The sequence below is a fragment of the Frigoriflavimonas asaccharolytica genome (assembly GCF_013294015.1).
GTDB classification, from domain to species: Bacteria; Bacteroidota; Bacteroidia; order Flavobacteriales; family Weeksellaceae; genus Frigoriflavimonas; species Frigoriflavimonas asaccharolytica.
Genome location: NZ_JABSNO010000004.1, coordinates 110,149 through 134,679 on the forward strand (window position 1 = coordinate 110,149; position 24,531 = coordinate 134,679).

A 24,531-nucleotide genomic window follows, 5' to 3' on the forward strand; every position below is an offset into this window, starting at 1 on the left:
TTAATTTGTGTCTGTTTTTGAAATTTTCATTTCAAATATTTCTTCCCAGATGGCAATATTATATAATTTCCACTGCATTTCTCTATTTTTAATATTGCTTATTTTTTTTGAAAATAATTCTTGTATGATTTTTGAATCATTGATTTTTTCATATATTTTTTCCGAAATTGGCCACCATTCATCTGTTGGAGCTTCAAATCCAATTTTTCTTTTTCTCCATGTGATTTCATCTGGAAGTTTACCTACCATGTTTTTACGCAGAATAAATTTAGACCAACCTTCTTTTATTTTAAAATTATTATTAATAGATAAACAGGTTTCTACAAATTTATAATCTAAAAATGGCAATCTTGTTTCTATACCATAAGCCATGGCATTTTTGTCTTCAAAACGGAGCAATTCTGGTATTTGCGCGCTAAATACTTCTAATTTTTGCATTTTGAAAATTTTCGAATAAGAATTTGTCAATTTTTTCATTAAAGAAAAATCGATTAACTTTCTATATTTAGGTTTCAAAATTCTTCCTCTAAATTTGATGCGTAATTTTCTTACCAAAAATACACTAAAATATAGATATGTAAGCAGGCCTTCTACAAAAGAAATCCCATAATGGCTCTTAATTTTTGATAAAAATTTAATATTTTTAAAAAGAGAATGATTTCTTAAATAAGCTGCAGTATATCTACTATATCCAAGTAATATTTCATCTGCACCTTGACCATCTAATAATACTTTTACTCCAGTTTTTTTTGTTTCGCTCATCAAAAAATTCTGCATATATATGGAAAGACCACCAAATGGTTCTTCTTGCGAAATAATTACTTTTAAAATATTGTTTTCAAACTCTTCCGTTGTAGGATAAATAATGTGATTGGTTAAATCTAGATGACTGGAAACTAATTTGCAGTAGTAACTTTCATCGTTATTTTTATTTTTTGATCCAACTGAAATTACCTCAAATTTACTTTTTTCTTCTTCTCCAAGAATTTCTGAAGCTAGAGTGGCAATATAAGAACTATCTAAACCACCGCTTAAAGCAGAACCATTTTTGACGTCAGATCTTAATCGAAGTTCTACAGATCTTTCCATTTCTTTCTGGAATAGAGCGGAAGATTCTTCAAAATTTAATTTAGAAATAACTGCATTGAATTCTATATCGTAATATCTTACAATTTTGAAGGTGTTATTAGACAGATCATAAATTAAATTATGAGAGCCGAGAAGTTTTTTTATCCCATCAAAAAAAGTCTCGTCCGTTTGTTCGGTAAGATTTACAGTGATGAATTGAAGTATCACTTGCACATTGAGCTCTGTAACTTTTTCAATTTCTAATATTGGCTTTATTTCTGACGCGAATACAAATTTTGTAGCATCAGAATAGTAGTAAAAAGGTTTGATCCCGAAGCGATCTCGAGAACAGAATATACAATTTTTTATCTCATCGTGGATTGCAAAAGCCCACATTCCATTAAATTTCTCAACGCATTTCTCACCCCAATAATCGTAAGCAGCCAATAAAACTTCGGTGTCTGAAGTAGTGGTAAATTGATACCCTGCATTTTCTAATTCAAATTTTATTTCTATATAATTATAGATAGCGCCATTAAAAGTGAGTACTTTATTTCTGTAATGAAAAGGTTGATTGGAAGCATCACTCAAATCTAAAATCGACAATCTCCTATGCCCAAAACCCACATTATCTTTTACGAAAAATCCTTCTGCATCGGGACCTCTGTGTGACATTTTATCTGTCATTTTTTTCAGAAATTCCTGCTGAACGAGATCGTTATTTTTATAAATAATACCAGCAATTCCACACATAGGCTACTTTTGTCTCAATTCTTCTTTTTCCGAAAAGCCAGGATAATTAATTAAAACACCCTTTAGTTTCCCTTTATATACGAAAAGACTTCCTGCAGCTGCTCCGATGATACCAAATTTAGAAATTAGATCTTTTACATCTTGCAAAGTACCTGCTCCTCCACTTGCTGTTAGTGGTAATGTAGTAGAATTTCTAGCTTTTTCCATCAATGCAAGATCATAACCTTTCATTTCGCCATCTGCATCAATATTGTTGATTACAATTTCGCCTGCTCCTAAATCTTGAAATTGTTTTATCAGGTCAAAAGGATTTTTACCAGTACTTTTCTTACCATTATGGGTGTAAACTTCATAGCCACCAAATAATTTTTTCTTTACGTCTAATACAATTACAACACTTTGACTACCCACCATATCAGAAATTTCTTTCACTACGGATGGATTATTAATCGCTCCAAAACTTAAGGCAATTTTTTCTACACCCAAAGAAAATATTTCTTGAGCTTGCTTTGCAGTGGTAATTCCACCTCCATAGCAAAGCGGCATTCTGCATTCTTCTGCCCAGTTTTTTATCATTTTAAGATCTGGAACTCTGCCTTCTGCAGTTGCGTCTATATCCAAAATCATTAATTCGTCTGCTTCTTTCTCGTTAAAAATACGGACCGCATTCATTGGATCGCCAAGATAACGGCTTTCTTTAAATTTGGTAGTTTTCACCAAACCTTTTCCTCTTACCAACAAACACGGAATTAATCTTGGCCTTAACATAATTCTGCGAAATTTTTTAGTAATTGAATTCCAAAATGGTGGCTTTTTTCTGGATGAAATTGTGCGCCATAAATATTATTTTTATTCACCGCACATGTAAATTCTAAACCATAATCTGCTTTTGCGATGATATTTGTTTCATCATGACATTTAAAATAATAACTGTGTAGAAAATAGAAACGTGCTTCGTTGGAAAGATCTTTCAAAAGTGGATTTTCTTTGCTCGTGTAAACATCATTCCAGCCCATGTGTGGAAGTGGCAATAAGGCAGAACTTTGTTTTTGATCAAATTTTATTACGTCTGCATCAATCCAACCAAGACCTTTTAATGAGCCTTCATCGCTTTTGGCAGCCATCATTTGCATTCCAACACAAACTCCTAAAACGGGAATTTTTTCGTTTATTACTAAATTATTTACTGCGTCTCGCATTCCAGAATCTGAAAAACGTTGCATTGCATAATCAAAATGACCAACTCCTGGAAGTATCAATTTTTTTGCACCAGCAAGTTCTGCTTCCGTAGTTGCAGTATTTGCTTCAATATTTAGTTGATTAAAAATATTGAGAAAAGCGCTGATGTTTCCTACACCATAATCTATAATCGTCACCATTATTTAAATGCTCTTTTTTCCAGTCCTAAAAGTTGCATCACTTTTGTGCCCAATTGGATCAGATTATTATTGTTTTTATAATCGTTGAAAGTTTTATTTTCTCCCTCAAAATATGTTTGAAGTTCTTCTGGTGTGAAATCTAATTTTTTTGCCACATATACGAATTCTTTTTTCAATTCATCTTCTGGAAGTTCTGGTGTAGAAACTCTTTCCAAAGCATCTTCTCTGGTCATTTGTCCGGTAAGAACTAAACTTGAAAGGTGGTTTTTTCTTTTATCAAAACCAAATTTTCTTGGCAACCAATACGCTTCATACCATCTTGTGAAACGAGATTCATGATGTTTGTGCTTGTATCTTTGCCATCCATAGGTATTTTCTAAAATCTGTTGAGATTCTTCTTTCAAAAATTTTACGTGATCTAATGGTTTTACCACACGAACACCATTTAATAATCTGTATTGAATTTTATACTTGAAGATATCACAAGTTGGAAAAGTTTTTAGCTTGATTTCTCCAAATTTTTTGTGAATATCGTTTACATATTTCATATCGGTTTGATAATATGCTCCCCAATGTAGTGGTTCTCTTACACATTCTGTGGAAAAATTGCCACCTGTAAGGATGTACTTTATTTTATTTCTCGCGCAATAATTATACAGTGAAGAGAAGAAAACTAAATCTTGTGGTGTATCTATATCTGGAACTTGAGATTTGATAAAAGATCTTTGCAGATCTTTCATTTCTTCCCAATTGATGACGTCTGTATAAAGATCAAGATCTAAACCATCTACCAAAGACATGATGTTGCTGGTAGAAACATCTGAATTCCAACCTGCATCTACATGGTACAAAAGTGGACGTAAACCCCATTTGGTAACGGCAAGATGCACGAGATAAGAACTATCTAAACCACCGGAAATACCAATTATACAATCATGATCTTTGCCTTTACCTTCGGCTTTTATCTTGTCTATTGTTTTCTGCATTTCTTTTTCGCCTTCTTCATTTGGATGCCAATTTGGCAATATATTATCATAGTAATTTGCACAGTAATCACAAACACCATTTTCGTCGAATACGATGGTTTTATCTGTAGAATCCATGATGCAGTTTTTGCAAACTTGCACAGGATTGGTTGCATTTGTCATTTATATAAATTTTTGCAAAGGTATTAATTTATAAAGAAAAATGAGTAGTAAAATATTAACAGTTTCAGCTTTTAAAAATGATTTTATCTTAAAGTTCTATTGGATTTAACTTTTAAATTTCTTCCCAAACCACCTCGAAAATTGACTAATTCTTGTATAGGTTTTGTATTACCAGAAACCTCATTGTTTGTAAAGGTTATATTTTTCATTATGTTTCCTTTGTAGTTTTTAGACTTGTCTGGTGAAGTGCTATTAAAATACAAGATTTCTTGATTTGAATTTATTTTGTTGTTTGTAATGCTGATGTTATTTCCTGTGTCTATGTTTTTGTATTTCTCATCTCTCAATTGTTCTTTAATGTAAGCTAAAGAAGAATTTTCAAAATATCCTCGGAAAACAACGCCACCAATATTAGAAAAAGTATTATTATATACTTCTACATCATTTACATTTATTAAATATAAACCTGATCTTCTAGTATTAAAGATTTCATTATTATAAAATTTTGAGCCAAAACTATAATCGCTTACAATACCATACATGTAGGAACCATTGATTACATTGTCATAAACTTTTGCTCCGGGAGATAAACTGAGTGAAATCGCACCTGCTCCTAGAGTTTCAGATTCATTGTTATTCCTTAATACATTTGAAACTTTATTTCCACTTACTTGTGCGTTTGTAGCCGTCATCAGATAAATTCCCATGCCACGAACCGTTTTAATCGCATTTATCTCGCCTACGTTTTTGATTGTATTATCTATTACTTTTAAGCTATCTAGTGTATTTCCCACCACTTTGCTTTCATAAGCCAAAATACCGTAAGACAAAACATTAGAAATAGTGTTATTCCGAATAATATTATGATTACCATGACCTAAAATAGCGATACCAATATTCAATTGATTGTTTCCGTCAATGATATTATTTTCTATAATATTATTATCATGGCTATAATTTTCTCCAGAATAGCCCAACATAATGGCAGACTGATCTCCTCCTAATGTATTTGGAGAAGCAGGTTTTGAGAAATTGTTATTTGAAATCAAATTGTTACTGCTAGATTTTCCATTTGAAGTTGGATAAAGTAGAATATTGTTGCCGCCTAATTCTTGAAAAGTATTATTAATTATTTTAGCATAACTCGCACCATTTAGTAATATTCCATATCCGTTGTAGAAATCTGCAGAAGGTTTACCATTTCCTTTTATGGTTGCGTTTTTTATAGTAAAATAATCATGTGCTACAATAATACCAGATTTTCCATTATCTGTAAAGTTGAGAACTGCTCCTTTTTCAAAGTTTAAAAATGTATTATTTCTGCTCGTAAATAGTCTTTCGTTCAATAAATAATTGCCTTTATTTACAGTTATTTTTAAAACACTGCCTTTTTTTTCATTTAATGCTTGTTGAAAAATCTGTAGAAAATTTGCGTTGGATTTTGGAAAAATATTGACTCTTATTGTGTCTTGTGCGTTTGAAAAATTAGATAATATTACGAATAATAAAAGATAAAAGTATTTCATAAATTTTTGCTTTGTTTACTGATAAAAACAAAAGTTGTTCCATTACTATTTTTTTAAAATGGTTTCGTAAAGTTTTATATATTCTTTAAACTTCAGCTTTTTATCAAAATATTTTTCTGCTCTATTTCTGCAGTTTTTGGTGTAAGATTCTTTCGTATTATGATTTATTATCATAACGCTTTCAATTATACCATCTAAACTTCCTTTTTCTACTACACAACCTGTGCTTTCATTTATAGCTTCTGGAGAACCTCCAGTTCTAAATGTAATAACAGGAGTTCCGCAAGCCAGAGCTTCAAGATTTGTAGTTGGAAATGTATCTTCTAATGTAGGATTTAAGAAAACATCTGCTGCTGAATATAATTCCGCCAATTCTTGCACATTGGAAGTTCTTTCTAAACCTATAATATTTTTTGGTAATTTAATAATTTGATCTTTATCTAAACCTACCAATAAAATTTGATAATCATCAGAAATTTTTTCAGATAAATCTATAAAATAGTTTAATCCCTTTCTTTTGTCCCATGGATTTGCAACTCCTAAAATAACAAATTTATTCTGTAAATTATACTTTTCTTTTGTAGAAGTAGTATTTTGAATGCTAAATTGCTCAATATCAATTCCGTTTTGTATAACTTCTATTTTATTATTTTTAAGAAAAGATTTCTCTACTTCACATCCAAGCCATTTAGAAACGGGAACAATTGTCAAATTTTCTACAGAATTAAATAGTCTTTTTTTATCATTAAAATTTTTAAAGGAATTGTCTTTTCCAAAACTTTTTGGATATTCATTTATTTGTGGACATTTTTCACATTGAGTTTGCCATTTTTGGCAATCTACCAAATCGTAATAGGCACAATGTCCTGTAAAAGACCAGCAATCATGAAAAGTCCAGACTACTGGAATTTTTGATTTTGATAAATACTTAAAAAGAATTTCTATATTAATATAGTATCCATGCAAATGCTGTAATTGAATAATATCTGGCTTAATTTCTTTTATTTTTTCTACCAATTTTGCTGTTGCATTTTTGGACGCAAAACCATGACGATCTGCAAATCTTGAATATAAAACATGCTTAATCAATTCAAACTTATTACTTATTTGAATTGTTTTAGATTTACTTGGCAAATTTTCTCTACCAAATGCAATATAACTTTCCCAACCTCTCTCGATTATCTGTTCGCCAATTTGTTCTGCAATTCTACCAACTGAACCAATATTGACCTCACTACTAATTTGAAAAATTTTCATTAATTTTTTTTTCAATTCATTTATTAGATTTATCTATCAACAAATTTATTTTTTTATATCAATCTTTATAAAAGACAATTCCTCATAACTTTTTGAGATTGCAAATAACTCATATCCATATTTTTTTAATTTTAATATCAGATCCTCTGTTTTCTTTTTGCCATCCTCAAAAAATCTTTCGTGAATTTCTACACAGATCTGATGTATGTTCACCGGTGCATTCAGAATGCTATCCAAAATAGAATATTCTGAACCTTCTATATCCATTTTCAAAATTTCAATTTTTTTATGTCCTAATTCTGTAGCAATATCTGCTAAAGTTTTCATATTAACTTCTACTGTTTTCTGCTCATCTACATTCATTTGATTGATGGCGCTTCCCGAAACATAAGCATCATTTTTTGGTAGTAGAAAATTTACTTTTCCTGTAACTTTATCAATTCCGAAAGGTGCAAATTTGAATTCTTCGGGATTCGTTCTACCATTAACCCATTTTATTGATTTTGGAGTGGGATCAAAAGCGAAAACTTGGCAGCCAAATTCTGAAATGAGACCCTCGTCGAAAGTGATGTCTTCACCAACTCCAAAAGAATAGATGATAGAATCTTTATTTACAAATTCATGTGCAACAAAGAAACCACCATATTCGTTACCCAACCACTTATGGTTTTGCTTTTTATTAATTTTTAATTTATATATTTTACCGAAAAATATGTTATACTTTATTTTTAAATTTTGAATCAATTTTCTTACCATTTAGTTTTTCTATTTTAATGTAAATTTTCAAATATCATTTGACAAAACTTGTAGTGTTCTTTCACAAATTATTTTGTAATCTAAATGTTTTGCAGCACTATTTTTTGCACCTTCTTTCATCTTTGATAATAATACAGGGTCATTTTTCAAAGTTAAAATATGCTTTCCAAAGTTTTCTTCCAAAATATCTTCGGTTTTAATAGTGATCATATTTTCATAAAAATTTAAATATTCTGGTTGTTGACCACCTAAATCGCCAACTATTAGCGGTAAATGCATTCCAATCGCTTGTTGCCATAGAACAGATTGGCTTGCAGGAAATATCGCAACATCTGCAATGGTCATGTATTCCAATGCACGATCATTATCAATCCATCCAAGAAAATGAACATTGGATTTTTTTACAATATTAAAAAGTTCTTCTTCATAATCTTTAAATTGCTCAGCTGCTTTACCAAATACGATCAAATGTATATTTGTATCATTTATTTTTTCTACAGCCTTTATTAAAATTTCCGTTTTTTTAATCGGATCAAATTTTCCTCCAGTAATAATTACAAAATCGTTTTCATGAATTTTTAGGGAATTTTTAAGAGCTTCTGTATCTGTATTTTTTTGAATTTCAAGACATTTTTCGTAGTCACAACCAAGTGGAAGCATTTTCATTTTAGATAATGGCACATTATATACCTCATGCAAAAAAACTGTACTTGCAGGAACTACAGGAAATATCTCAGAAATGTATTTTTTATACCAATTAAAAAATGGCTTTCTAATAAGTTTATGCAAAATATTTAAAGAAATCCAATTTTTTGCAGAATTTGTGTAGTCTGCATGGTAATCCATTATTATCTTGCAGTTTCTATTTATTTTTACATATTGAACTGCTTCTTTTAAATTTAAATGGATATCATGAATATATATTAAATCTGGTCTTTCTTTTTCTAAAATTTCAAAAACTCCTGCATGTTTTTTTAATTTATGCAAAATATTTATGCTATAAGGTAACTTATAAATTTTTGCACCAAATTCATATACTACAGATTTTAATTTTTTTGAATCATTATTATCTTGTACATAATCAAAAACAGAGTCGTATGTAGAGGCAATCACAATTACTTTGTGCCCTAATTTTCTATAATATTTTGTAAGAAGATTCTCTTGATAGGTTTCATCTAACCCATAAAAATCTTGTAACATTATTATTTTTTTACTTCCCATTTAAAATATAATTTATTTAAAAAAACAAATGATATTAAGCCTCAAAATTGAATTTAATATTACTATTTTGAATTTTATCTGTTTTTATTGTATAATTAACTATGAAAAAAAATTAATTAAATACTAAATTTTCTCACAAATTATCTGTATTATTCTCATTAATCATAATATATTTATTATTTTGTGTTGAATTTAACATTAAAAAACCGAAAACTAAAAAACCACCTCCTGTAACAAGTGAAGAAAATAGGGAAGCATTAAGCAAAGCTAAACTGTACGGAATTAATATTAATATTAAAAATAATTTATTGTAATTAACTGTAATTGTATTAAAAATTACAAATAAGAAAAATAATAAAACTGAAGAAAATAATATTCCAAAATCTCCTAAAGCGGCAATTCCGTCCGTTGCCCAAAAATTAGCATTGGTATTTGCATCATTCCAGTAAAAATTTCCCACGACCTCTCCTAAAGTTTTATCATACGGATATCCATTAGTGATAGCGTTTACAACATTAATATGAGTATAATAAGTTATGGGATTTGTTTCGAAAAAGTCATGATAAAATTTTGTAAGATAGCCCCCATTTCCTACAGTTCGCATCCAGAGCAACGATGTAAATTCACTAAAACCAGTAAATAAGGTCGTCACTAAAACTACACTTAACACAATGCCAATGCTTAAAAATGCATAATTAAGTGACCGTTTTTTTAAAAACCAAAAAATTGCTAAAAATATAAGTGGAAATAATAAAACACTTTTCGCCGCGGTTGCCATATAAATTATAATAGCAGAAATTGTAGCAACAATAAAATATAATTTCTTTTTAGCAAATAAAGAATAACTCAAACAAATTGGTATTAATACATTGTGAAGCCAAACCGACAAATACCCTGTAAATACATCTGCACCTAATTGTTCATTAGAAGATCGGTGCTCATAAACATGATCAAACCCAACAAATTCTAAATTATCTCTGTAAACAAATGCTACATAAAGTGTTAAAAAACCACAAGCAAAAAGTACAAATTTAAAAACATCAAAGTCTCCTGGTAATCTGAATTTAATTTTAAGAACAAATTTATCTGCTTTGAAAAGTATAATCATACTTAATACAAACAAAAATTGTAGATAAGATACATATAAAGCAGAACCTTCTAGATTGAAAAAGAATGTAAGTATAATGGGAACATAAAGCAGATAGTATATAAAAATACTTAAAAAAGACGATATTCTATTGAAACCATTGTAAAATAACAAGGGTAATATGCAAAAGAAAAAAGACAATATAAAAAATGGCAAGTTTTCTCTTCTTCCTTCAATAATAAGGAAACCTGCATAATCAAACCATCCATTTAAAAATTCTATATATCCGTTATAAAAAACCGCAGAATAGACTAATCCGATTAGTAAAAAAAGAATTTTATGTTTGTACTTTCTATACATGTTCGGAATATTTAAAAGAAAAATACAAAAATATTAAATTGAAAATAATAGAAAATCCTGTGAAAAACATTAGTGATACAATCGCGCTATTCCAAAAATAAAAACCGCAATACAAACCTAGTGCCCCAAATATAGCATTTAAAAATTGAAGTCTCGCAAATTGTTTTTTCTTCTCTCGTATATAAAATACAGAATTTAAGGGAGATGCCACAAATTCAAAAAATAATAGAATAGATAGTATTCTTGCATATACTCCTGCTGTAAACCATTCTTCGCCAAAGAAAAATGAAAAAAGCATGGGCGAAAGTAAAAAAACAAGCAAATAAATAGGAAAAGACATCAAAATCAACTTTTTAAAAGTAGATTTATATAAATCTTTGCAATTTCCTTTACTTCTAATTTCATCAATTGCGTCATTTCTAAAAACATTACCAATAGCATTAGTTATAACAATATTGGGAATTCTTATCATTCTACTTGCCATAGAATAAAACCCTAAAACGGTTGTACTAAAAAAATGTTCAAAAGATATTGGGATTATTTGTTGACTCGCTGTTAAGGATAAATCTGAAACCGTCATGTATTTAGGAAAGGAAATAAATTCTCTCCCAATTTCCTTAACTTGTTGTAAAGAAAAAATTTGGTTTTCTTTTACGTACTCCTTTAAAAAATAGAAAATAGAAAATAAAATACCTAAAATTAAAGATAAAATTAAACCTGATTCTATTTTTAAAAAACCAAAAACGATACTGCAAACTGCTGTAATGATCACTTGAAAAGCATTAACAAGTGTTATCTTCTTATAATTTTTCTTCCTTTGATACCAATATCCAAGTCCGGAATAGAGTGCTATAAAAAATATGTAAAGTGGCGCAAGATAAATCCACCAATGATTGAGCAATTCAAAATGGGTTTGAAGTTGCAGAATTTCTTTAGAAATGAAAATTAAAATAAAATAAGCAATTGCAGAAATAAAACCGATGCCAAATATAAGTTGAATGATTTTTCTTCCATCTACATCTTTTGTTGGTAATGGTACTGCAAGTTCATATCTTCCAGTAGAAATAACGGCAAATATAACTACATAACTTGTGAATAAAGATAACAAACCAAAAGATTCTACAGTATAAAGTCTAGTTAGCAAAGGAGAGGATGCTATTACAACCAATTGACTTATAATAGTTCCACTTGCCAAAGTAGCTACATTTTTAAAAAAAACATTGGTTTTGGCTCTCTCAAAAATATTAAATAAAGACAATTACTTAAACAATTTTTCGTTCATTATTTTCTTTTTGCCCAATGCAATAGAAATTTCTTCTGCTGGACTTCCTATTACGGTTTCGCCATCGTTAACATCTTTTACAACTACTGCTGATAATCCAATGGTAACATTATTTCCAATCTTTTTTTGATTAAGGATGGAAGCAGAAGGTGCAACCCAAGTATTTTCGCCAATTTTTACACTACCTGCAACCATTGCATTGGCAATGATCAAACTATTTTTGCCAATTTCTACACCATGTGCAATGTGCACCAGATTATCTATTTTGGCGTTTTCTTTGATGATGGTATTTCCCATCACAGCTCTATCAATGCAGGTATTGTTGCCAATTTCTACAAAATCTTCTATAATGATGTTGCCAATATGTGGAATAAAAACGAATTGTCCTGTTTCGTCTTTTTCATATCCAAAACCTACTCCTCCAATGGTACAATTGCAACCAATGCTTACATTTTTTCCAATTTTAATATGAGCTTTGATTATTGTATTGTGATCTATTACGGTATCGTCTCCAATTGTGCAGTTTTCTTCTATCACTACATTATTCCCAATAAAAACATTGTTCCCAATAGAGCAATTTTTTTCAATAATAGCACTTGCAGAAATTCCAGTTTTTCTTTTTGGCATAAAAAACTCGGTAAGAATTTTCTGAAATGCCAAACGTGGTTGAGAAGTGATTAAATAGGTACAATTTTCATTAATTAAATTTTCTTCTATAGCTTCGCAAACAATGACGCCATGCTGTACATCTTTCAGTTTTTCTTTGTATTTGGCGGAAACCCACATCAATACATCATCTCTTTCATTTTCAGTAGAAAGCTGAATAGCATTGATTATTTGTCGGTTTTTATTGCCGATAATTTCATCAATTTCTAAAAATTTAATTATGTTTTGTACCTCTATCATCATCAATTATTTTATTGCATATCGCACAACTTCAAAAGTTTCTGCGTATTTTACTCCAAATTGAACTCCTCTTGCAATTGCTAATGATTTGATAAATTCTGCACTTAAATAATCTCTGAAACCTTGCGATTTATACTCTTTTAAAGCATCAATTTTTTTGTTGATGTGTTTTTCTTCCAAAGAAATATAAGCTTGAGTATCAAAAGAGAGATTGTTCCAAATCAATTCATAACTTAAGATAGATTTCGTTTTGAAAGCACGAACTCCTTCCATTGCAATGGTAGAATGATCTTGATGAATGTCTTTTAAACTTGGAATTAAAACCAAATCTATATCATTATTTAATCTTTTAAAACGGATTAATTCTTCTAATATTTCTTGTCTTACATAATTCAATTTTCTTACTTGATAATTGAAAATAAGCACATTTTCTTCTTTTACTCCTAATACTTTTGTAGCAGCTACAACTTCCGTTTTCAAAATATCTTTCGGAAATCCTTCTGGTACAGATTCTTCTGCAGTAGAAAATGCCATGTAAAATACTTCTGCTCCTTCTTCAATCAATTTTGAAATGAAACCTCCTGCTCCCAATTCGCCATCATCTGTATGTGGTGCAAGTACTAAAACTTTTTTATAAGTCATTTTGTTTTATTTTCAATTCATAAATCCTCTCAATAATATCCACAACTTTCAAACCTTCTAAAGCGTTTGTGGTGATGGAATCTCGTCCTTTTATTACATCTACCACATTTTCTATGATGTAATGATGATTGGCTGCGGAACCTTTGTAAGCTCCATAATCGTTTCCAGGATTTGTTTCTGCTAATTCTGGCATTTCGTAGTCTTTGATGTGGCAATACTCTACCTCATTCATATATTGTCCACCAACTTTTACCGAACCATTTTCTGCAATTACGGTGATGCTGCTTTCTAAATTTTTGTCCCAAACGGAGGTAGAATAGTTTAAACTTCCCATTCCGCCATTCACAAAATCAAAACTTACGAAACCTGAATCTTCAAAATCTGTAAGTTCCGCATGATTGAAATCTGCAAATTTTGCTTGTATATTTTTTACATCGCCAAAATACCAATACATCAAATCTAAAAAATGAGAGAACTGCGTAAACAATGTTCCTCCATCTAAATCTGATTTTCCATGCCAAGATTCTGGCTTGTAGTAGCGGTTGTCTCTATTCCAATAGCAATTAATTTGCACCATGAAAATTTTGCCCAAAGTTCCTTTGTCCAAAAGATCCTTTAACCAAACACTTGGTGGCGAATATCTATTTTGCATCACACAAAAAACTTGTTTGTGCTTTTGCAATCCTTTAAAAATTAATTTTTCGGAGTCCGTTTTGGTAAGAGACATTGGTTTTTCTATTACCAAATGTCTACCAGATTCCAAAATTTGCATTCCTTGGTCTGCATGAAAACCATTGGGAGAAGCTACATTAATCACATCAATTTCCAAATCTGATTGCAATAATTCTTCCAAAGTATTAAAAACTGGCACCGCAAAATGATCGATGTTTAAAGTAGATGCATCTTTCACATCTACCAAAGCTACCAGTTCGCACTCTTCGTTTCTAGCGATCATTTCGGCGTGTCTTTTCCCGATATGACCACAACCAACTACAGCAAATTTTATTTTTTTCTCCATTAAATAAGTTTTGTAACTTTATTATTTTCTAATTTGTATTTTTCTTTACTTTCTTCACAAGTTGCATATCCTTCTGCATCAAAATTTAATCGCTGTCCAAATTCGCTCATCCAACCAATTTGTTTTGCAGGATTTCCCACTACCAAAGCAAAATCCAAAACCTCTTTCGTGATTACTGCTCCTGCTCCAATGAAGGCATATTCGCCAATATCATGTCCACAAACAATAGTTGCGTTTGCACCAATTGTTGCGCCTTTTTTTACAATGGTCTCTAAATATTCATTTTTTCTATTGACTGCACTTCTGGGATTTATCACATTCGTAAAAACCATTGATGGTCCTAAGAAAACATCATCTTCACAAGTAACTCCTTCATATATGGATACATTATTCTGAACTTTTACATTATTTCCTAAAATTACATTTGGAGAAATAACCACGTTTTGCCCAATATTACAATTTTTACCCAATTTGCAATTTTGCATGAGGTGTGAGAAATGCCAAATTTTTGTACCCTCTCCTATTTCACAAGGCGAATCTACGATGGCAGTTTCATGTGCGAAAAATTTATCCATATTTTGCATTTTTGAAAGTGCAAATTTACGAAAATTTATGACTTATGGACTTTTAAAATAAAATGATTATCATCTTAAATTTTAAAATTATTGATGTTGATTAAAAGGAAAACTAAACCTCAAAATTTCTCTTATTTACGATTCTAAAAATTCTATATTTCTTTTCAAACCAGAAAATTTCGCTCTTTTTATCGGCGATTTTTGAAAAATTTCTGAAAATAAATCTTGAGATAATTCCTGCCAATCATTTTTTTTAAAATTTTGTAAAGATAAATTTGGATTGAATTTTGGCTGATTGTGCGGCTTAGAAAAGCGATTCCATGGACAAACATCTTGGCAAATATCACAGCCGAACATCCAATCTTCCATTTTATTCTTGAAGCTTTCGGGAATTTCATTTTTTAATTCTATAGTCGCATAAGAAATGCATTTGCTGCCATCAATTATTTTATCATTTACGATCGCATCCGTCGGACAAGCATCTATGCATTTGGTGCAAGTTCCGCAATGATCGCTTGTTGCAAAGTCTGTTTCAAGTTCAAAATCGCAAATAATTTCTGCTAAAAAATAGAAAGAACCGCTTTGTTTGGTGATTAGATTCGCGTTTTTGCCAACCCAACCAATTCCAGATTTTCTTGCCCAACTTCTTTCTAAGACTGGTGCAGAATCTACAAAGATTCTGAAACTAAAATCACCAATTTCCTCTTGAAGTTCCCGAACCATATCTTTCAAAATATCTTTGATCACTTCATGATAATCTTTTCCATAAGCATATTTCGAGATTTTATAATTATCTAAACTTGAAATTTCTTGTTCTGGAAAATAATTATAGGCAAGAGAAATCACAGATTTTGCACCTTCAACCAATAATCTTGGATCCAATCTTTTATCAAAATAATTTTCCATGTATTGCATTTCGCCGTGGTAATTATTTTTGAGCCAATTTTCTAATGGCAATGCATCTTCTTCCAAAAAATCTGCTTTAGAAATACCACAAGATTGAAAGCCAAATTTTTTGGCTTTCTGCTTGATGAGTAGCGCATTTTTTTCTAATTTCAAACGAGACATTTCAAGACAAAAATAAATTTAATTAATAGATTTTTAGATAGAAGACAAGCTAATAAACCACAAAAGTAACAAAAGTGACAATAGATTAAGTTTTTTAAAAGGTAAAAAAAGCAATACTTGAAATGCATGCTTATTTTACCTTTTGCTAATCTGATTTTTTCCATTATCTTTTGTTACTTTTGTAGTAGAAAAATAAATATTATGAATTTAGTAGACATCTTAAAAGAGAAAAAATACCATTTGATAGACGTTCGCGAAGAAATGGAATTAGAAATCGATGGCAGCATTCCAGAAGCAGCTCATATTCCTTTGGGAGAAATTGAGGATAGAAAACAAGAAATCGTGAACCTTGCAGGACCAAAAATTTTCTTTTGCAGAAGCGGAAACAGAAGTGGAAAAGCGATGGAATATTTCAAAGCTGAAGGTTTGACAGAGGTTTATAATGGCGGAGCTTATGCAGATTTACAAGCCACTTTGGATGAAATAAATTCCTAAAATGCCTTCCCTATTTATTTGGATTTGCGGTATTTGGTTTATTAGTGAGATTGCTTTGAATAGATTGATGCAATCTAAAAATTCTGGCACCGAAAAGAAAGATAAAAACTCTTTACTCTACATTTGGATTGCAATATTTGCTGGAATATTTACGGCAATAGTAATTTCGGCAAATACTTCTACCCTGATTTGGAAAGATGCGATGGTGATCAATGTTGGTTTATTATTAATTGTTTTCGGAATAGTATTGAGGGCAATTATAATCTATACTTTGGGCGCATTTTTCACGGTTGATGTGAATATTAGTGAGAAACATGAATTAAAAACAGATGGATTCTACAGTTTTGTACGGCATCCTTCTTATTCTGCTTCATTGATCTCTTTTATAGGATTAAGTTTGGCTTTAAATAATTGGCTTTCATTAGTTTGCATTTTGCTTTTTGTAGGTGGATCTTTTTTATACAGAATTTCTGTAGAAGAAAAGGCTTTGGAAGGTTTTTTTGGAGAGCATATTTGAAATATAAAAGCAGGACTAGGAAGTTGGTGCCGTTTGTTTATTAAATTTTCAATATTTTATTCAAGTAAATATTCACTCGAAAAATCACAATATTGAAAAAAATATATCATGATTTTAAATAAAAAAAACATTAAAATTCTTGAAAATATAGGTCTTGAAATATCTGCTGAATCTTCATGTATATATATTTGGCAAAAGGAATTAGATAAAATAGATGGTAATTACGAAAAAAATTGGATGGAATATCCACGATTGGATTTGAAAAGAGATGGAGAAAACTATCTTCTAAAAAAATGGGATTTCACACCTGGACCAGGACCGGGTGATTTTAATTTAACTTTTAAAAATGAAGTTGAAGTTGTAGATTTTATTAAAAGTTACTTTTTGGGAAGCAATCCTTATCGTGAGAAATTAAAAATGTACATTGATTCAAAAAGAAAATCCTATTCAATAGATGATTTAGAAAGTGTTTTTAAAAACGTTATTGATTCAGCATTCAAAAAATTTGCCGAAAAAGAAATACCAATTTTTGATCGTGGAACTTACAATAAAATACCTATTGAAAAATGGAGTATTGTGCACCAAGAACCAGAAAATCCAACTATAAGTACAAATTGGGGATATTTAAATTATGAGTTGAGTGATTTGCGTATGAAAATTAATAATTATGAAGAGTTTAATTCTGAAGATTTACAGAAAGTTGCAAGCCTAATTATGGATTTAAGTATAAATCTAAAGAACTAAATCTAGTATTTATTTCCCTTCTAAATTTATATTTTTAAAATTTTAAACAATGAAAAAACCCCTACAAATAGCCAACGGAATTGCTTTCGTTTCTACCATTATCATCAATTATCTTTCTAATTCTGGGAAAATAAACGGCGTAACTATTGGTGAAAGATCAAACGGAATTGCTTCGCTTTTTACGCCAGCTGGTTATGCTTTTTCTATTTGGGGACTCATTTACTTGATGCTTTTTATCTTTGTAATTTTTCAAGGGAGAAGTCTTTTTAATAAAGAAAGACAAGACGATTTTGTAGAGAAAGTGGGGATTTGGTTTGTAATTTCTTGCGTCGGAAATTCTGTATGGGTAATTCTTTGGTCGTATAGTTTGACGGGACCTTCTTGCATTGCCATGGCTGTGATTTTATTTTCTTTAATAAAAATAATCCTAAACAACAGAATGGAAATCTGGGATGCTCCTGCAAAAATAATCGCTTTTCTTTGGTGGCCTTTTGTTCTTTATTTAGGTTGGATTTCTGTAGCATCTATCGCAAATGTTGCTACTTTTTTGATTGAAATAAACTGGGGAAGATTTGGTTTGACCGCAGAAACTTGGACCTTTATTATGATCTTTGTTGCCACAATTCTGAATGCTTTCGTCATTTTTAACAGAGCGATGCGAGAATTTGCTTTGGTAGGAATTTGGGCATTGATTGCGATTGCGGTAAGAAATTGGGGTGTAGAAAATTTAATTTCTTATGTCGCAGTTTTTTGTGCAGCGAATCTTTTTGTGCTAGTTTCTTATCATGGTTTTAAAAATATGAAAACCAATCCTTTTTATTTAATGATGAAGAAGTGATAAATTCTTTTTACCACAAAGTGACAAAAGTGACAAAAGATTTCGTTGGCATAAGTAGTACAAAAGTTTGAAAAAGCGTTCCTCACAATGAAAATATTGAATTTATTGCATAAATTTTGTCAAGTTGAGTATATCTAAACTTTTTGCGCAATTTACGTCCAACATTGCTGGTTGAGATTTCTTCATTTTGTTTGTAATATAAACGTCATGATCTGAAATGTAATCAAAATCTTTATTTCAAAGCGAAACTTTGCAGCCCGACTTGAGTGGAAATCCTTTTTTTGCAAAAAAAAGATTGATTCAAATCTTTTATTATTTTTATTTGAATCATCGAAACTCGTTCCTCGTTTTGGGAACGGAAGGCGGATTATGCTGCCCAAAAAGATTGCTACTCATGATAATTATCGGGATCGCAATGACACTTCGTATTAAAAACTTCTCGTGATTTCTGCAGCTTCGTATTCTTTCAGCAAATTTTCAAAAACTTTTTCTACGGAAAGAATTTCATTGATCAAGGCAGAAACTTGCCCTATTTCTAGCTCGCCTTCTTCTAAATCTCCTTCAAACATACCCAATTTTGCTCTAGCTCTTCCCAATTTTGCAGCAAGAACTGTGGCATCTTTCGTGGTTTTATAAATTTCTTCTAGCTCGCCGAAAAATTTATTTTTCACCATTCTCACAGGTGCGAGTTCTTTTAATGTTAATTGTGTATCGCCTTCTTTTAGATCTGTAATATTTTTTTTCCAATTTTCGTGGGAGCTCGCTTCCGTGGTTGCGGCAAATCTGGAGCCTATTTGCACTCCATCTGCACCTAAAATCATGGCAGCTTTCATTTGAGAACCAAGCGCAATTCCGCCAGCTGCAATCAATGGTTTGGAAATGTAATTTTTTACATTTGGAATAAGGCAAAACGTGGTGGTTTCGTCTCTACCGTTATGTCCGCCCGCTTCAAAACCTTCGGCAACTATTGCATCTACTCCTGCATCTTCACATTTTACTGCAAATTTTGTAGAAGAAACTACGTGCGCAACTTTGATGCCTTCTTTCTGCAATAGCTCGGTATAGGTTTTTGGATTTCCAGCAGAAGTAAAAACAATCTTAATTTTTTCTTCCAAAATAATTTGAATAATTTCTTCTAAATTTGGATACAACATCGGGATATTTACGCCGAATGGTTTGTCTGTTGCAGCTTTGCATTTTTGTATATTTTCTCGCAAAATATCTGGGTACATACTTCCGGCACCAATTAATCCTAAACCACCAGAGTTTGATACTGCGGAAGCCAATTTCCAACCAGAATGCCAAATCATACCACCTTGAATGATGGGATATTTAATCTGAAAAAGTTGGGTAATTCTGTTTTTAGTTTCGTTATGAAATCTTTTTGCTACGCCAAAATCTATAAAGTTGCTCATTTGGTAAAATTATTTTAAAGTTTTGAAAATTCAAAATTATTATATAAAAAAATCCTCCGAAAGTTTTCAGAGGATTACAATTTAGTTCAATATTACAAAATTTATTTTGCAAATTTAGATTTCAAGTTGCAATTATCATAGCGATTGTCAATTGAAATAAAAATTTCTGGCAATTTTTCTTTTACGAATTTATCCAGCATTTCATTTTTCTTTTTGTTCAAAGCCATTTGCTTTACTTTGTCATAGTCAGATTCTAGAGAAAGCGTGTGTCTTGGAAATTCACCTTCGACTTTAATTATTTTCACGGCTTTTCTTCTATTCAACTCATCTTCAAATGCTTCTGTAATATCGCCTTTGTTTACACCTGCAATTTGATAGGCAGCATTTGCTTCCAATGTTTCTTTTTCTATTCTACTAGATCCATCTTGCGCTTGGATGATTCCTGCGTTGAATTTCGTTGCTTTATCATCAGAAAATTTGAAAGCTGCATCTTTAAAAGTAAATTTACCAGTTTCTATCAAACCTTTTATGCTATCTAGTTTTGCTTTTGCCGTAGAAATTTCTGCTTCTGTAGGTACCGCCATTATTAATATATGACTTGCATCGTAAATTTTACCAGCTTTTCTATCTAATTTTATCAAGTGATATCCGAATTCAGATTCTACGGGATCAGATATTTCTCCTTCTTGCAAATTTAAAGCAGAAGCTTCAAAAGGTTTTACCATTTGCCCTTTTGTTATATTTTTCATGGCACCACCTTTCGCAGCAGAACCAGGATCTTCACTATAAATTCTTGCTTGACTTTCAAAACTTTCGCCTGCGATAATATCTGCTTTTATTTTCAACAATCTATCGATAATTTCCTTTTTGTGAGCATCTGTAAGCACTGGATATTGTACGATCTGTGCAAGAGTAAGTTCATCTTTAACTTCCGGAAACTTCAATTCGTTTTCTTTGTAAAAATCTGTAACCATATTTGGAGTTACATCTGCTTTGTCCGTAATTCTTTGAAATTTTTGTTGAGAATAGTATTGATCAATATCTGCCTTTTCTATTACATTTTGCATTTCATATTTTGTACGAAAACTGTATTGCTTTAGCATAGTTTTTTCATCCGGAAAATTACTAAGCAATTGATTGTATTTTTGGGCAGAATTTTCTTTGATGGCAGCTGTTCTATTTTCTATCAACGTATCTTTTTTTGCTTCATAAATAAGCAATTTATTACTTAAGATACCTTCTAAAAATTCGCACTTATTGCCAACTTCTCCTCCTTGCTCTTTTGCGTATGCCATTTGTTCTGAAATATCAGAATCTAGAATGATCTCGTTTCCCACCACAACAGCGATACCGTCTATCATTTGTCCTTTTGAAATTTGTGCAAAAGAAAAGATAGAACTGAATGAGAAAATTAAAATAAGAAATGAATGGATATATATTCTTTTCATAATGATTTTTACCGATTTTGTATAATATGCAAATTTATGATTCTAAATGAATCTTACTTCACAATTTTTATTAAATATTTCTTAAAAAAAGTTTAAACTTCTACTTGAAAAGTAGTTAAAGTTTTGAATTCTTCAATTCTTTTTTTCAAATCTGCTTCAGAAACTTCGCTCAATCTTTCTATACCGAATTTTTCTACGGTGAAAGAAGCCAATGCAGAACCTACGATTAATGCAGACTTCATGGTTTCAAAATCAAATTTTCCTTGCTTTACTAAATAAGATGCGAAACCTCCGGCAAAAGTATCTCCTGCTCCAGTAGGATCAAAAACATCTTCCAAGGGCATTGCTGGTATAGCAAAAATTCTATCGTCGTGGAAAAGCAATGCTCCGTGCTCACCTTTTTTGATAATAACATAAGCTGGTCCCATTTTGTGGATCGCTTTTGCTGCTTTCACTAGAGAATATTCGCCAGAAAGTTGTCTTGCTTCTTCATCATTAATGGTAATTACGTCTGTTTTTGCGATCATTTCTTTTAAGATATCCAATGCAGAATCCATCCAAAAATTCATCGTATCTAAAATAACCAATTTTGGTTTATTTTTCATTTTATCTAGTACAGAAAGTTGTACACCAGGATGAAGATTCCCAAGCATCAAAACTTCCGCATCTTCCATAGAAGTAGGGATTTGAGGATCAAAATCGCCAAGCACATTTATTTCTGTAATCAATGTATCTCTAGAATTCAAATCATTATGATATTTTCCACTCCAGAAGAAAGTCTTACCATCTTTCACGATTTCTATACCATCAATATTGATTTTTCTAGAAGTCATCATATCCAAATATTCTTGTGGAAAATCGCCACCAACCACGGAAACAATTCCAGATTGCACATCCATAATAGATGCTGCCAAACCAATATATGTAGCCGCACCACCTAAAATTTTATCTGTTTTCCCGAATGGAGTTTCTATCGCATCAAATGCTACACTTCCTACTACTAATAATTTCATATTTATCTATTTACTTTTAACTTTTTATTTATTTTTTCCATTCTTCCACTGGAAAGTATCTATCATATGCATCAAATCCTTTTTCACATAATCTATAGATGGCGCCAAAGAATCTGGCATTGGTCTAGAATTATAATTGAGATTTCCCGTCACAAAATGTCTTGTACTATCCGTTACAAAAAACTGAATATTAGAAGCAGTTTGGCCTTTTAATTCATAAAACATTCCATAAACTTTTTTCTCTGGATATTCGAAGAATTTTGCATCTATAGAACTCGCTCTGATAGTATGTTTGTACACCATTTTTTCTGCCTCCGTCACTTGCGCCCGAAAATCATTGTTGATAGGGAAATAGGTCAAAATCACCTTGGCTTTCATTTTAGGGTAAGTAAGATAAAACCAACACGGTTTGTTTCCAGCAGCAACGAGATTTGCAAATTTTGAGTACTCAAAACTGTAGTTACAGTCTGAATTCCATTGCTGATAAGCAGCTTTCGGATACTCTAAACGAAGTTCACCAGTTGGTTTTGGCAAAGGATCTTTACCACAAGAAACTAGAAATAGAACCAAAAAAATGTAGAATGCGTTTTTTAACATCGTGCAAAAATACTTATTTTTAATGAAAATATACGATTTGTATCATTTACAAACCATCAATATAATTTTCTAGCGGTTTTGGAAAAGATTTTTGCTGAGAATTATCTTTATTAATAATGCTAAATCCATTATCAAAAGCAAATTTATCCAACTGAGATTTAGAACTGAGCACCACTCTATTTATATTAATTACTAAATTTTTGTGGGTTAGTTTATGTTTAACTATTTTTTCATTAATACTAAATTCTCTAAAGTCGTCCGGAATATCGGTAGGAAATTCGAATAATTTCTTCCAAATAAAATCATCTCCTCTCTGTTTAATCAAAAATTCTTCTTGGAAACCAACGAAATAATATTGCAATTCTAGACTTTCGACTTTCACTTTTTTAGTTTTTACAGGAAATTCCGATATTTTACCCGTTTGAAAAGCAATACAATTTTCTTGAACTGGACACTCTGAACATAAAGGATTTCTTGGTTTGCAAACCTCCGATCCAAGATCCATCATTGCCTGATTAAAATCTCCCGCAGCATTGCTCGGAATCATTTCTAGAGCAAGATTTTCGTAATATTTATAAGCTTGTGAACTAGAAATATCGAAATCATCAGCATAAATTCTGCTTAAAACTCTATAAAAATTACCATCAATAGCAGGAATTTGCTTTCCAAAACAAATACTTGAAACTGCGGCGGCTGTATATTTCCCAATACCTTTTAGATATAGAATATCTTCATACTTTTCTGGAAATACACCTCCAAAATCGTTCATTATTTGATGCGAAGCTTTGTGAATATTCAAAGCTCTAGAATAATATCCAAGACCTTTCCAATAGAGCAAAACCTCGTCTGAATGAGCGTTTGCAAGGGTTTTCACATCTGGAAAACGCGCTACAAAATTTTCATAATGTTGCATGCCTTGTGCAATTCTGGTTTGCTGAAATATTATTTCGCAGATCCAAATATTATAGGGGTTTTTGGTATTTCGAAAGGGTAACTCTCTGGCATTTTGGCCATACCATTTGAGTATTTGATTTCCTATCAGAATAAAGTGCGGGTTTTGTTTGTGATTTTTCAAAAAATAGTTTTATATTTGCACACCAAAAATAAAAATAAAATTAGGAATGACAAAGGCAGAATTGGTAAATACCATCTCGGATAAATTGGGAACAGAAAAAGGTGAGACTCAAAAGGTTGTAGAAGCATTTATGCATGAGATTAGAAGTTCATTATATCAAGGAGATAATGTTTACTTAAGAGGTTTTGGATCTTTCATCGTGAAGACCAGAGCAGCTAAAACAGGAAGAAATATTTCTAAAAACATTGCAATAGAGATTCCAGCACACAACATTCCTGCATTCAAACCTGCAAAATCTTTTGTAGAAAAAGTGAAAACTAAAATAACAGTATAATATAAGAAT

25 protein-coding genes are annotated in these 24,531 nt (G+C 31.0%); 5 read left to right on the forward strand and 20 right to left on the reverse strand.

All coding sequences use genetic code 11. The features are described 5' to 3' along the window. From asnB to queG, 15 genes are all read right to left on the reverse strand, one after another. Nucleotides 1-1,821, reverse strand: coding sequence for an asparagine synthase (glutamine-hydrolyzing) (asnB, locus tag HNQ03_RS03825; RefSeq protein WP_173778335.1), 1,821 nt, complete (start codon nucleotides 1,819-1,821; stop codon nucleotides 1-3). Between the two features lie 3 nt (nucleotides 1,822-1,824). Beyond that, nucleotides 1,825-2,589, reverse strand: coding sequence for an AglZ/HisF2 family acetamidino modification protein (locus tag HNQ03_RS03830; protein WP_173778336.1), 765 nt, complete (start codon nucleotides 2,587-2,589; stop codon nucleotides 1,825-1,827). Then, on the reverse strand, nucleotides 2,583-3,200 hold the full coding sequence (gene hisH, locus HNQ03_RS03835; RefSeq protein ID WP_173778337.1) for an imidazole glycerol phosphate synthase subunit HisH: 618 nt from the start codon (nucleotides 3,198-3,200) through the stop codon (nucleotides 2,583-2,585). The genes HNQ03_RS03830 and hisH overlap by 7 nt, the downstream gene beginning before the upstream one ends. Continuing rightward, complete coding sequence (locus HNQ03_RS03840; protein ID WP_173778338.1) at nucleotides 3,200-4,348, reverse strand: N-acetyl sugar amidotransferase; 1,149 nt, start codon at nucleotides 4,346-4,348, stop codon at nucleotides 3,200-3,202. Before HNQ03_RS03840 ends, hisH begins: the two co-directional genes overlap by 1 nt. 83 nt (nucleotides 4,349-4,431) lie before the next feature. Beyond that, complete coding sequence (locus tag HNQ03_RS03845; RefSeq protein WP_173778339.1) at nucleotides 4,432-5,874, reverse strand: right-handed parallel beta-helix repeat-containing protein; 1,443 nt, start codon at nucleotides 5,872-5,874, stop codon at nucleotides 4,432-4,434. A 45-nt stretch (nucleotides 5,875-5,919) separates the two neighbouring features. Continuing rightward, nucleotides 5,920-7,131: a glycosyltransferase gene (locus HNQ03_RS03850; protein ID WP_173778340.1), complete on the reverse strand. Its 1,212-nt coding sequence runs from the start codon at nucleotides 7,129-7,131 to the stop codon at nucleotides 5,920-5,922. A 45-nt stretch (nucleotides 7,132-7,176) separates the two neighbouring features. Further along, a complete protein-coding gene (locus tag HNQ03_RS03855; protein WP_226927424.1) occupies nucleotides 7,177-7,788 on the reverse strand; it encodes an FkbM family methyltransferase in 612 nt (203 codons plus the stop codon). A gap of 126 nt (nucleotides 7,789-7,914) precedes the next feature. Then, nucleotides 7,915-9,087 carry a glycosyltransferase family 4 protein gene (locus HNQ03_RS03860; RefSeq protein WP_173778342.1) on the reverse strand — a complete coding sequence of 391 codons (1,173 nt, stop codon included), beginning with the start codon at nucleotides 9,085-9,087 and terminating at the stop codon, nucleotides 7,915-7,917. Between the two features lie 154 nt (nucleotides 9,088-9,241). Next, the gene (locus HNQ03_RS03865; RefSeq protein ID WP_173778343.1) at nucleotides 9,242-10,555 is read right to left on the reverse strand and encodes a hypothetical protein; all 1,314 of its coding nucleotides are present in this window, start codon (nucleotides 10,553-10,555) and stop codon (nucleotides 9,242-9,244) included. After that, nucleotides 10,548-11,813, reverse strand: coding sequence for a lipopolysaccharide biosynthesis protein (locus HNQ03_RS03870; RefSeq protein ID WP_173778344.1), 1,266 nt, complete (start codon nucleotides 11,811-11,813; stop codon nucleotides 10,548-10,550). Before HNQ03_RS03870 ends, HNQ03_RS03865 begins: the two co-directional genes overlap by 8 nt. Next, complete coding sequence (locus HNQ03_RS03875) at nucleotides 11,814-12,746, reverse strand: UDP-3-O-(3-hydroxymyristoyl)glucosamine N-acyltransferase (protein WP_173778345.1); 933 nt, start codon at nucleotides 12,744-12,746, stop codon at nucleotides 11,814-11,816. 3 nt (nucleotides 12,747-12,749) lie between these two features. Beyond that, on the reverse strand, nucleotides 12,750-13,385 hold the full coding sequence (locus HNQ03_RS03880; protein WP_173778346.1) for a PIG-L deacetylase family protein: 636 nt from the start codon (nucleotides 13,383-13,385) through the stop codon (nucleotides 12,750-12,752). Continuing rightward, nucleotides 13,375-14,403, reverse strand: a complete 1,029-nt coding sequence (locus HNQ03_RS03885; protein ID WP_173778347.1) for a Gfo/Idh/MocA family protein — start codon at nucleotides 14,401-14,403, stop codon at nucleotides 13,375-13,377. Before HNQ03_RS03885 ends, HNQ03_RS03880 begins: the two co-directional genes overlap by 11 nt. Then, nucleotides 14,403-14,978: an acyltransferase gene (locus HNQ03_RS03890; protein WP_173778348.1), complete on the reverse strand. Its 576-nt coding sequence runs from the start codon at nucleotides 14,976-14,978 to the stop codon at nucleotides 14,403-14,405. The genes HNQ03_RS03885 and HNQ03_RS03890 overlap by 1 nt, the downstream gene beginning before the upstream one ends. 135 nt (nucleotides 14,979-15,113) lie before the next feature. Then, entirely contained in the window at nucleotides 15,114-16,037 is a 924-nt protein-coding gene (gene queG, locus HNQ03_RS03895) for a tRNA epoxyqueuosine(34) reductase QueG (RefSeq protein WP_382404987.1), read from the reverse strand. A 210-nt stretch (nucleotides 16,038-16,247) separates the two neighbouring features. Here queG and HNQ03_RS03900 point away from each other — a divergent pair, with 210 nt between their 5' ends. The 4 genes from HNQ03_RS03900 (at nucleotide 16,248) to HNQ03_RS03915 (ending at nucleotide 18,640) form a co-directional block, all read left to right on the forward strand. Beyond that, complete coding sequence (locus tag HNQ03_RS03900) at nucleotides 16,248-16,541, forward strand: rhodanese-like domain-containing protein (RefSeq protein WP_173778350.1); 294 nt, start codon at nucleotides 16,248-16,250, stop codon at nucleotides 16,539-16,541. A gap of 1 nt (nucleotide 16,542) precedes the next feature. After that, complete coding sequence (locus HNQ03_RS03905) at nucleotides 16,543-17,058, forward strand: methyltransferase family protein (protein WP_173778351.1); 516 nt, start codon at nucleotides 16,543-16,545, stop codon at nucleotides 17,056-17,058. A gap of 108 nt (nucleotides 17,059-17,166) precedes the next feature. Further along, nucleotides 17,167-17,802 carry a hypothetical protein gene (locus HNQ03_RS03910; protein ID WP_173778352.1) on the forward strand — a complete coding sequence of 212 codons (636 nt, stop codon included), beginning with the start codon at nucleotides 17,167-17,169 and terminating at the stop codon, nucleotides 17,800-17,802. Between the two features lie 49 nt (nucleotides 17,803-17,851). After that, on the forward strand, nucleotides 17,852-18,640 hold the full coding sequence (locus HNQ03_RS03915; RefSeq protein WP_173778353.1) for a tryptophan-rich sensory protein: 789 nt from the start codon (nucleotides 17,852-17,854) through the stop codon (nucleotides 18,638-18,640). A gap of 428 nt (nucleotides 18,641-19,068) precedes the next feature. Here HNQ03_RS03915 and HNQ03_RS03920 read toward each other — a convergent pair whose 3' ends face one another. The 5 genes from HNQ03_RS03920 to mutY form a co-directional block, all read right to left on the reverse strand. Then, nucleotides 19,069-20,055 (reverse strand): NAD(P)H-dependent flavin oxidoreductase, encoded by a 987-nt coding sequence (locus tag HNQ03_RS03920; protein WP_173778354.1) that lies wholly within the window; start codon nucleotides 20,053-20,055, stop codon nucleotides 19,069-19,071. 101 nt (nucleotides 20,056-20,156) lie between these two features. Continuing rightward, a complete protein-coding gene (locus HNQ03_RS03925; RefSeq protein WP_173778355.1) occupies nucleotides 20,157-21,503 on the reverse strand; it encodes a peptidylprolyl isomerase in 1,347 nt (448 codons plus the stop codon). Nucleotides 21,504-21,595: 92 nt separating this feature from the next. Beyond that, nucleotides 21,596-22,516, reverse strand: coding sequence for a PfkB family carbohydrate kinase (locus tag HNQ03_RS03930; RefSeq protein ID WP_173778356.1), 921 nt, complete (start codon nucleotides 22,514-22,516; stop codon nucleotides 21,596-21,598). Nucleotides 22,517-22,540: 24 nt separating this feature from the next. Beyond that, nucleotides 22,541-23,113: a gliding motility lipoprotein GldD gene (gene gldD, locus HNQ03_RS03935; protein WP_173778357.1), complete on the reverse strand. Its 573-nt coding sequence runs from the start codon at nucleotides 23,111-23,113 to the stop codon at nucleotides 22,541-22,543. 46 nt (nucleotides 23,114-23,159) lie between these two features. After that, on the reverse strand, nucleotides 23,160-24,188 hold the full coding sequence (gene mutY, locus HNQ03_RS03940; RefSeq protein ID WP_173778358.1) for an A/G-specific adenine glycosylase: 1,029 nt from the start codon (nucleotides 24,186-24,188) through the stop codon (nucleotides 23,160-23,162). A gap of 46 nt (nucleotides 24,189-24,234) precedes the next feature. On the opposite strand from mutY, the gene HNQ03_RS03945 reads away from it, so the two are divergent. Further along, nucleotides 24,235-24,522, forward strand: a complete 288-nt coding sequence (locus tag HNQ03_RS03945) for an HU family DNA-binding protein (RefSeq protein WP_173778359.1) — start codon at nucleotides 24,235-24,237, stop codon at nucleotides 24,520-24,522. Nucleotides 24,523-24,531 lie beyond the last annotated feature (9 nt).

What these genes read in the sequence shown, in the direction of transcription:
- asnB (WP_173778335.1), bottom strand. Translation starts at nt 1,821, where the DNA reads ATGTGTGGAATTGCTGGTATTATTTATAAAAATAACGATCTCGTTCAG.
- HNQ03_RS03830 (WP_173778336.1), bottom strand. Translation starts at nt 2,589, where the DNA reads ATGTTAAGGCCAAGATTAATTCCGTGTTTGTTGGTAAGAGGAAAAGGT.
- hisH (WP_173778337.1), bottom strand. Translation starts at nt 3,200, where the DNA reads ATGGTGACGATTATAGATTATGGTGTAGGAAACATCAGCGCTTTTCTC.
- HNQ03_RS03840 (WP_173778338.1), bottom strand. Translation starts at nt 4,348, where the DNA reads ATGACAAATGCAACCAATCCTGTGCAAGTTTGCAAAAACTGCATCATG.
- HNQ03_RS03845 (WP_173778339.1), bottom strand. Translation starts at nt 5,874, where the DNA reads ATGAAATACTTTTATCTTTTATTATTCGTAATATTATCTAATTTTTCA.
- HNQ03_RS03850 (WP_173778340.1), bottom strand. Translation starts at nt 7,131, where the DNA reads ATGAAAATTTTTCAAATTAGTAGTGAGGTCAATATTGGTTCAGTTGGT.
- HNQ03_RS03860 (WP_173778342.1), bottom strand. Translation starts at nt 9,087, where the DNA reads ATGTTACAAGATTTTTATGGGTTAGATGAAACCTATCAAGAGAATCTT.
- HNQ03_RS03865 (WP_173778343.1), bottom strand. Translation starts at nt 10,555, where the DNA reads ATGTATAGAAAGTACAAACATAAAATTCTTTTTTTACTAATCGGATTA.
- HNQ03_RS03875 (WP_173778345.1), bottom strand. Translation starts at nt 12,746, where the DNA reads ATGATGATAGAGGTACAAAACATAATTAAATTTTTAGAAATTGATGAA.
- HNQ03_RS03880 (WP_173778346.1), bottom strand. Translation starts at nt 13,385, where the DNA reads ATGACTTATAAAAAAGTTTTAGTACTTGCACCACATACAGATGATGGC.
- HNQ03_RS03885 (WP_173778347.1), bottom strand. Translation starts at nt 14,403, where the DNA reads ATGGAGAAAAAAATAAAATTTGCTGTAGTTGGTTGTGGTCATATCGGG.
- HNQ03_RS03890 (WP_173778348.1), bottom strand. Translation starts at nt 14,978, where the DNA reads ATGGATAAATTTTTCGCACATGAAACTGCCATCGTAGATTCGCCTTGT.
- HNQ03_RS03900 (WP_173778350.1), top strand. Translation starts at nt 16,248, where the DNA reads ATGAATTTAGTAGACATCTTAAAAGAGAAAAAATACCATTTGATAGAC.
- HNQ03_RS03905 (WP_173778351.1), top strand. Translation starts at nt 16,543, where the DNA reads ATGCCTTCCCTATTTATTTGGATTTGCGGTATTTGGTTTATTAGTGAG.
- HNQ03_RS03910 (WP_173778352.1), top strand. Translation starts at nt 17,167, where the DNA reads ATGATTTTAAATAAAAAAAACATTAAAATTCTTGAAAATATAGGTCTT.
- HNQ03_RS03915 (WP_173778353.1), top strand. Translation starts at nt 17,852, where the DNA reads ATGAAAAAACCCCTACAAATAGCCAACGGAATTGCTTTCGTTTCTACC.
- HNQ03_RS03920 (WP_173778354.1), bottom strand. Translation starts at nt 20,055, where the DNA reads ATGAGCAACTTTATAGATTTTGGCGTAGCAAAAAGATTTCATAACGAA.
- HNQ03_RS03925 (WP_173778355.1), bottom strand. Translation starts at nt 21,503, where the DNA reads ATGAAAAGAATATATATCCATTCATTTCTTATTTTAATTTTCTCATTC.
- HNQ03_RS03930 (WP_173778356.1), bottom strand. Translation starts at nt 22,516, where the DNA reads ATGAAATTATTAGTAGTAGGAAGTGTAGCATTTGATGCGATAGAAACT.
- gldD (WP_173778357.1), bottom strand. Translation starts at nt 23,113, where the DNA reads ATGTTAAAAAACGCATTCTACATTTTTTTGGTTCTATTTCTAGTTTCT.
- HNQ03_RS03945 (WP_173778359.1), top strand. Translation starts at nt 24,235, where the DNA reads ATGACAAAGGCAGAATTGGTAAATACCATCTCGGATAAATTGGGAACA.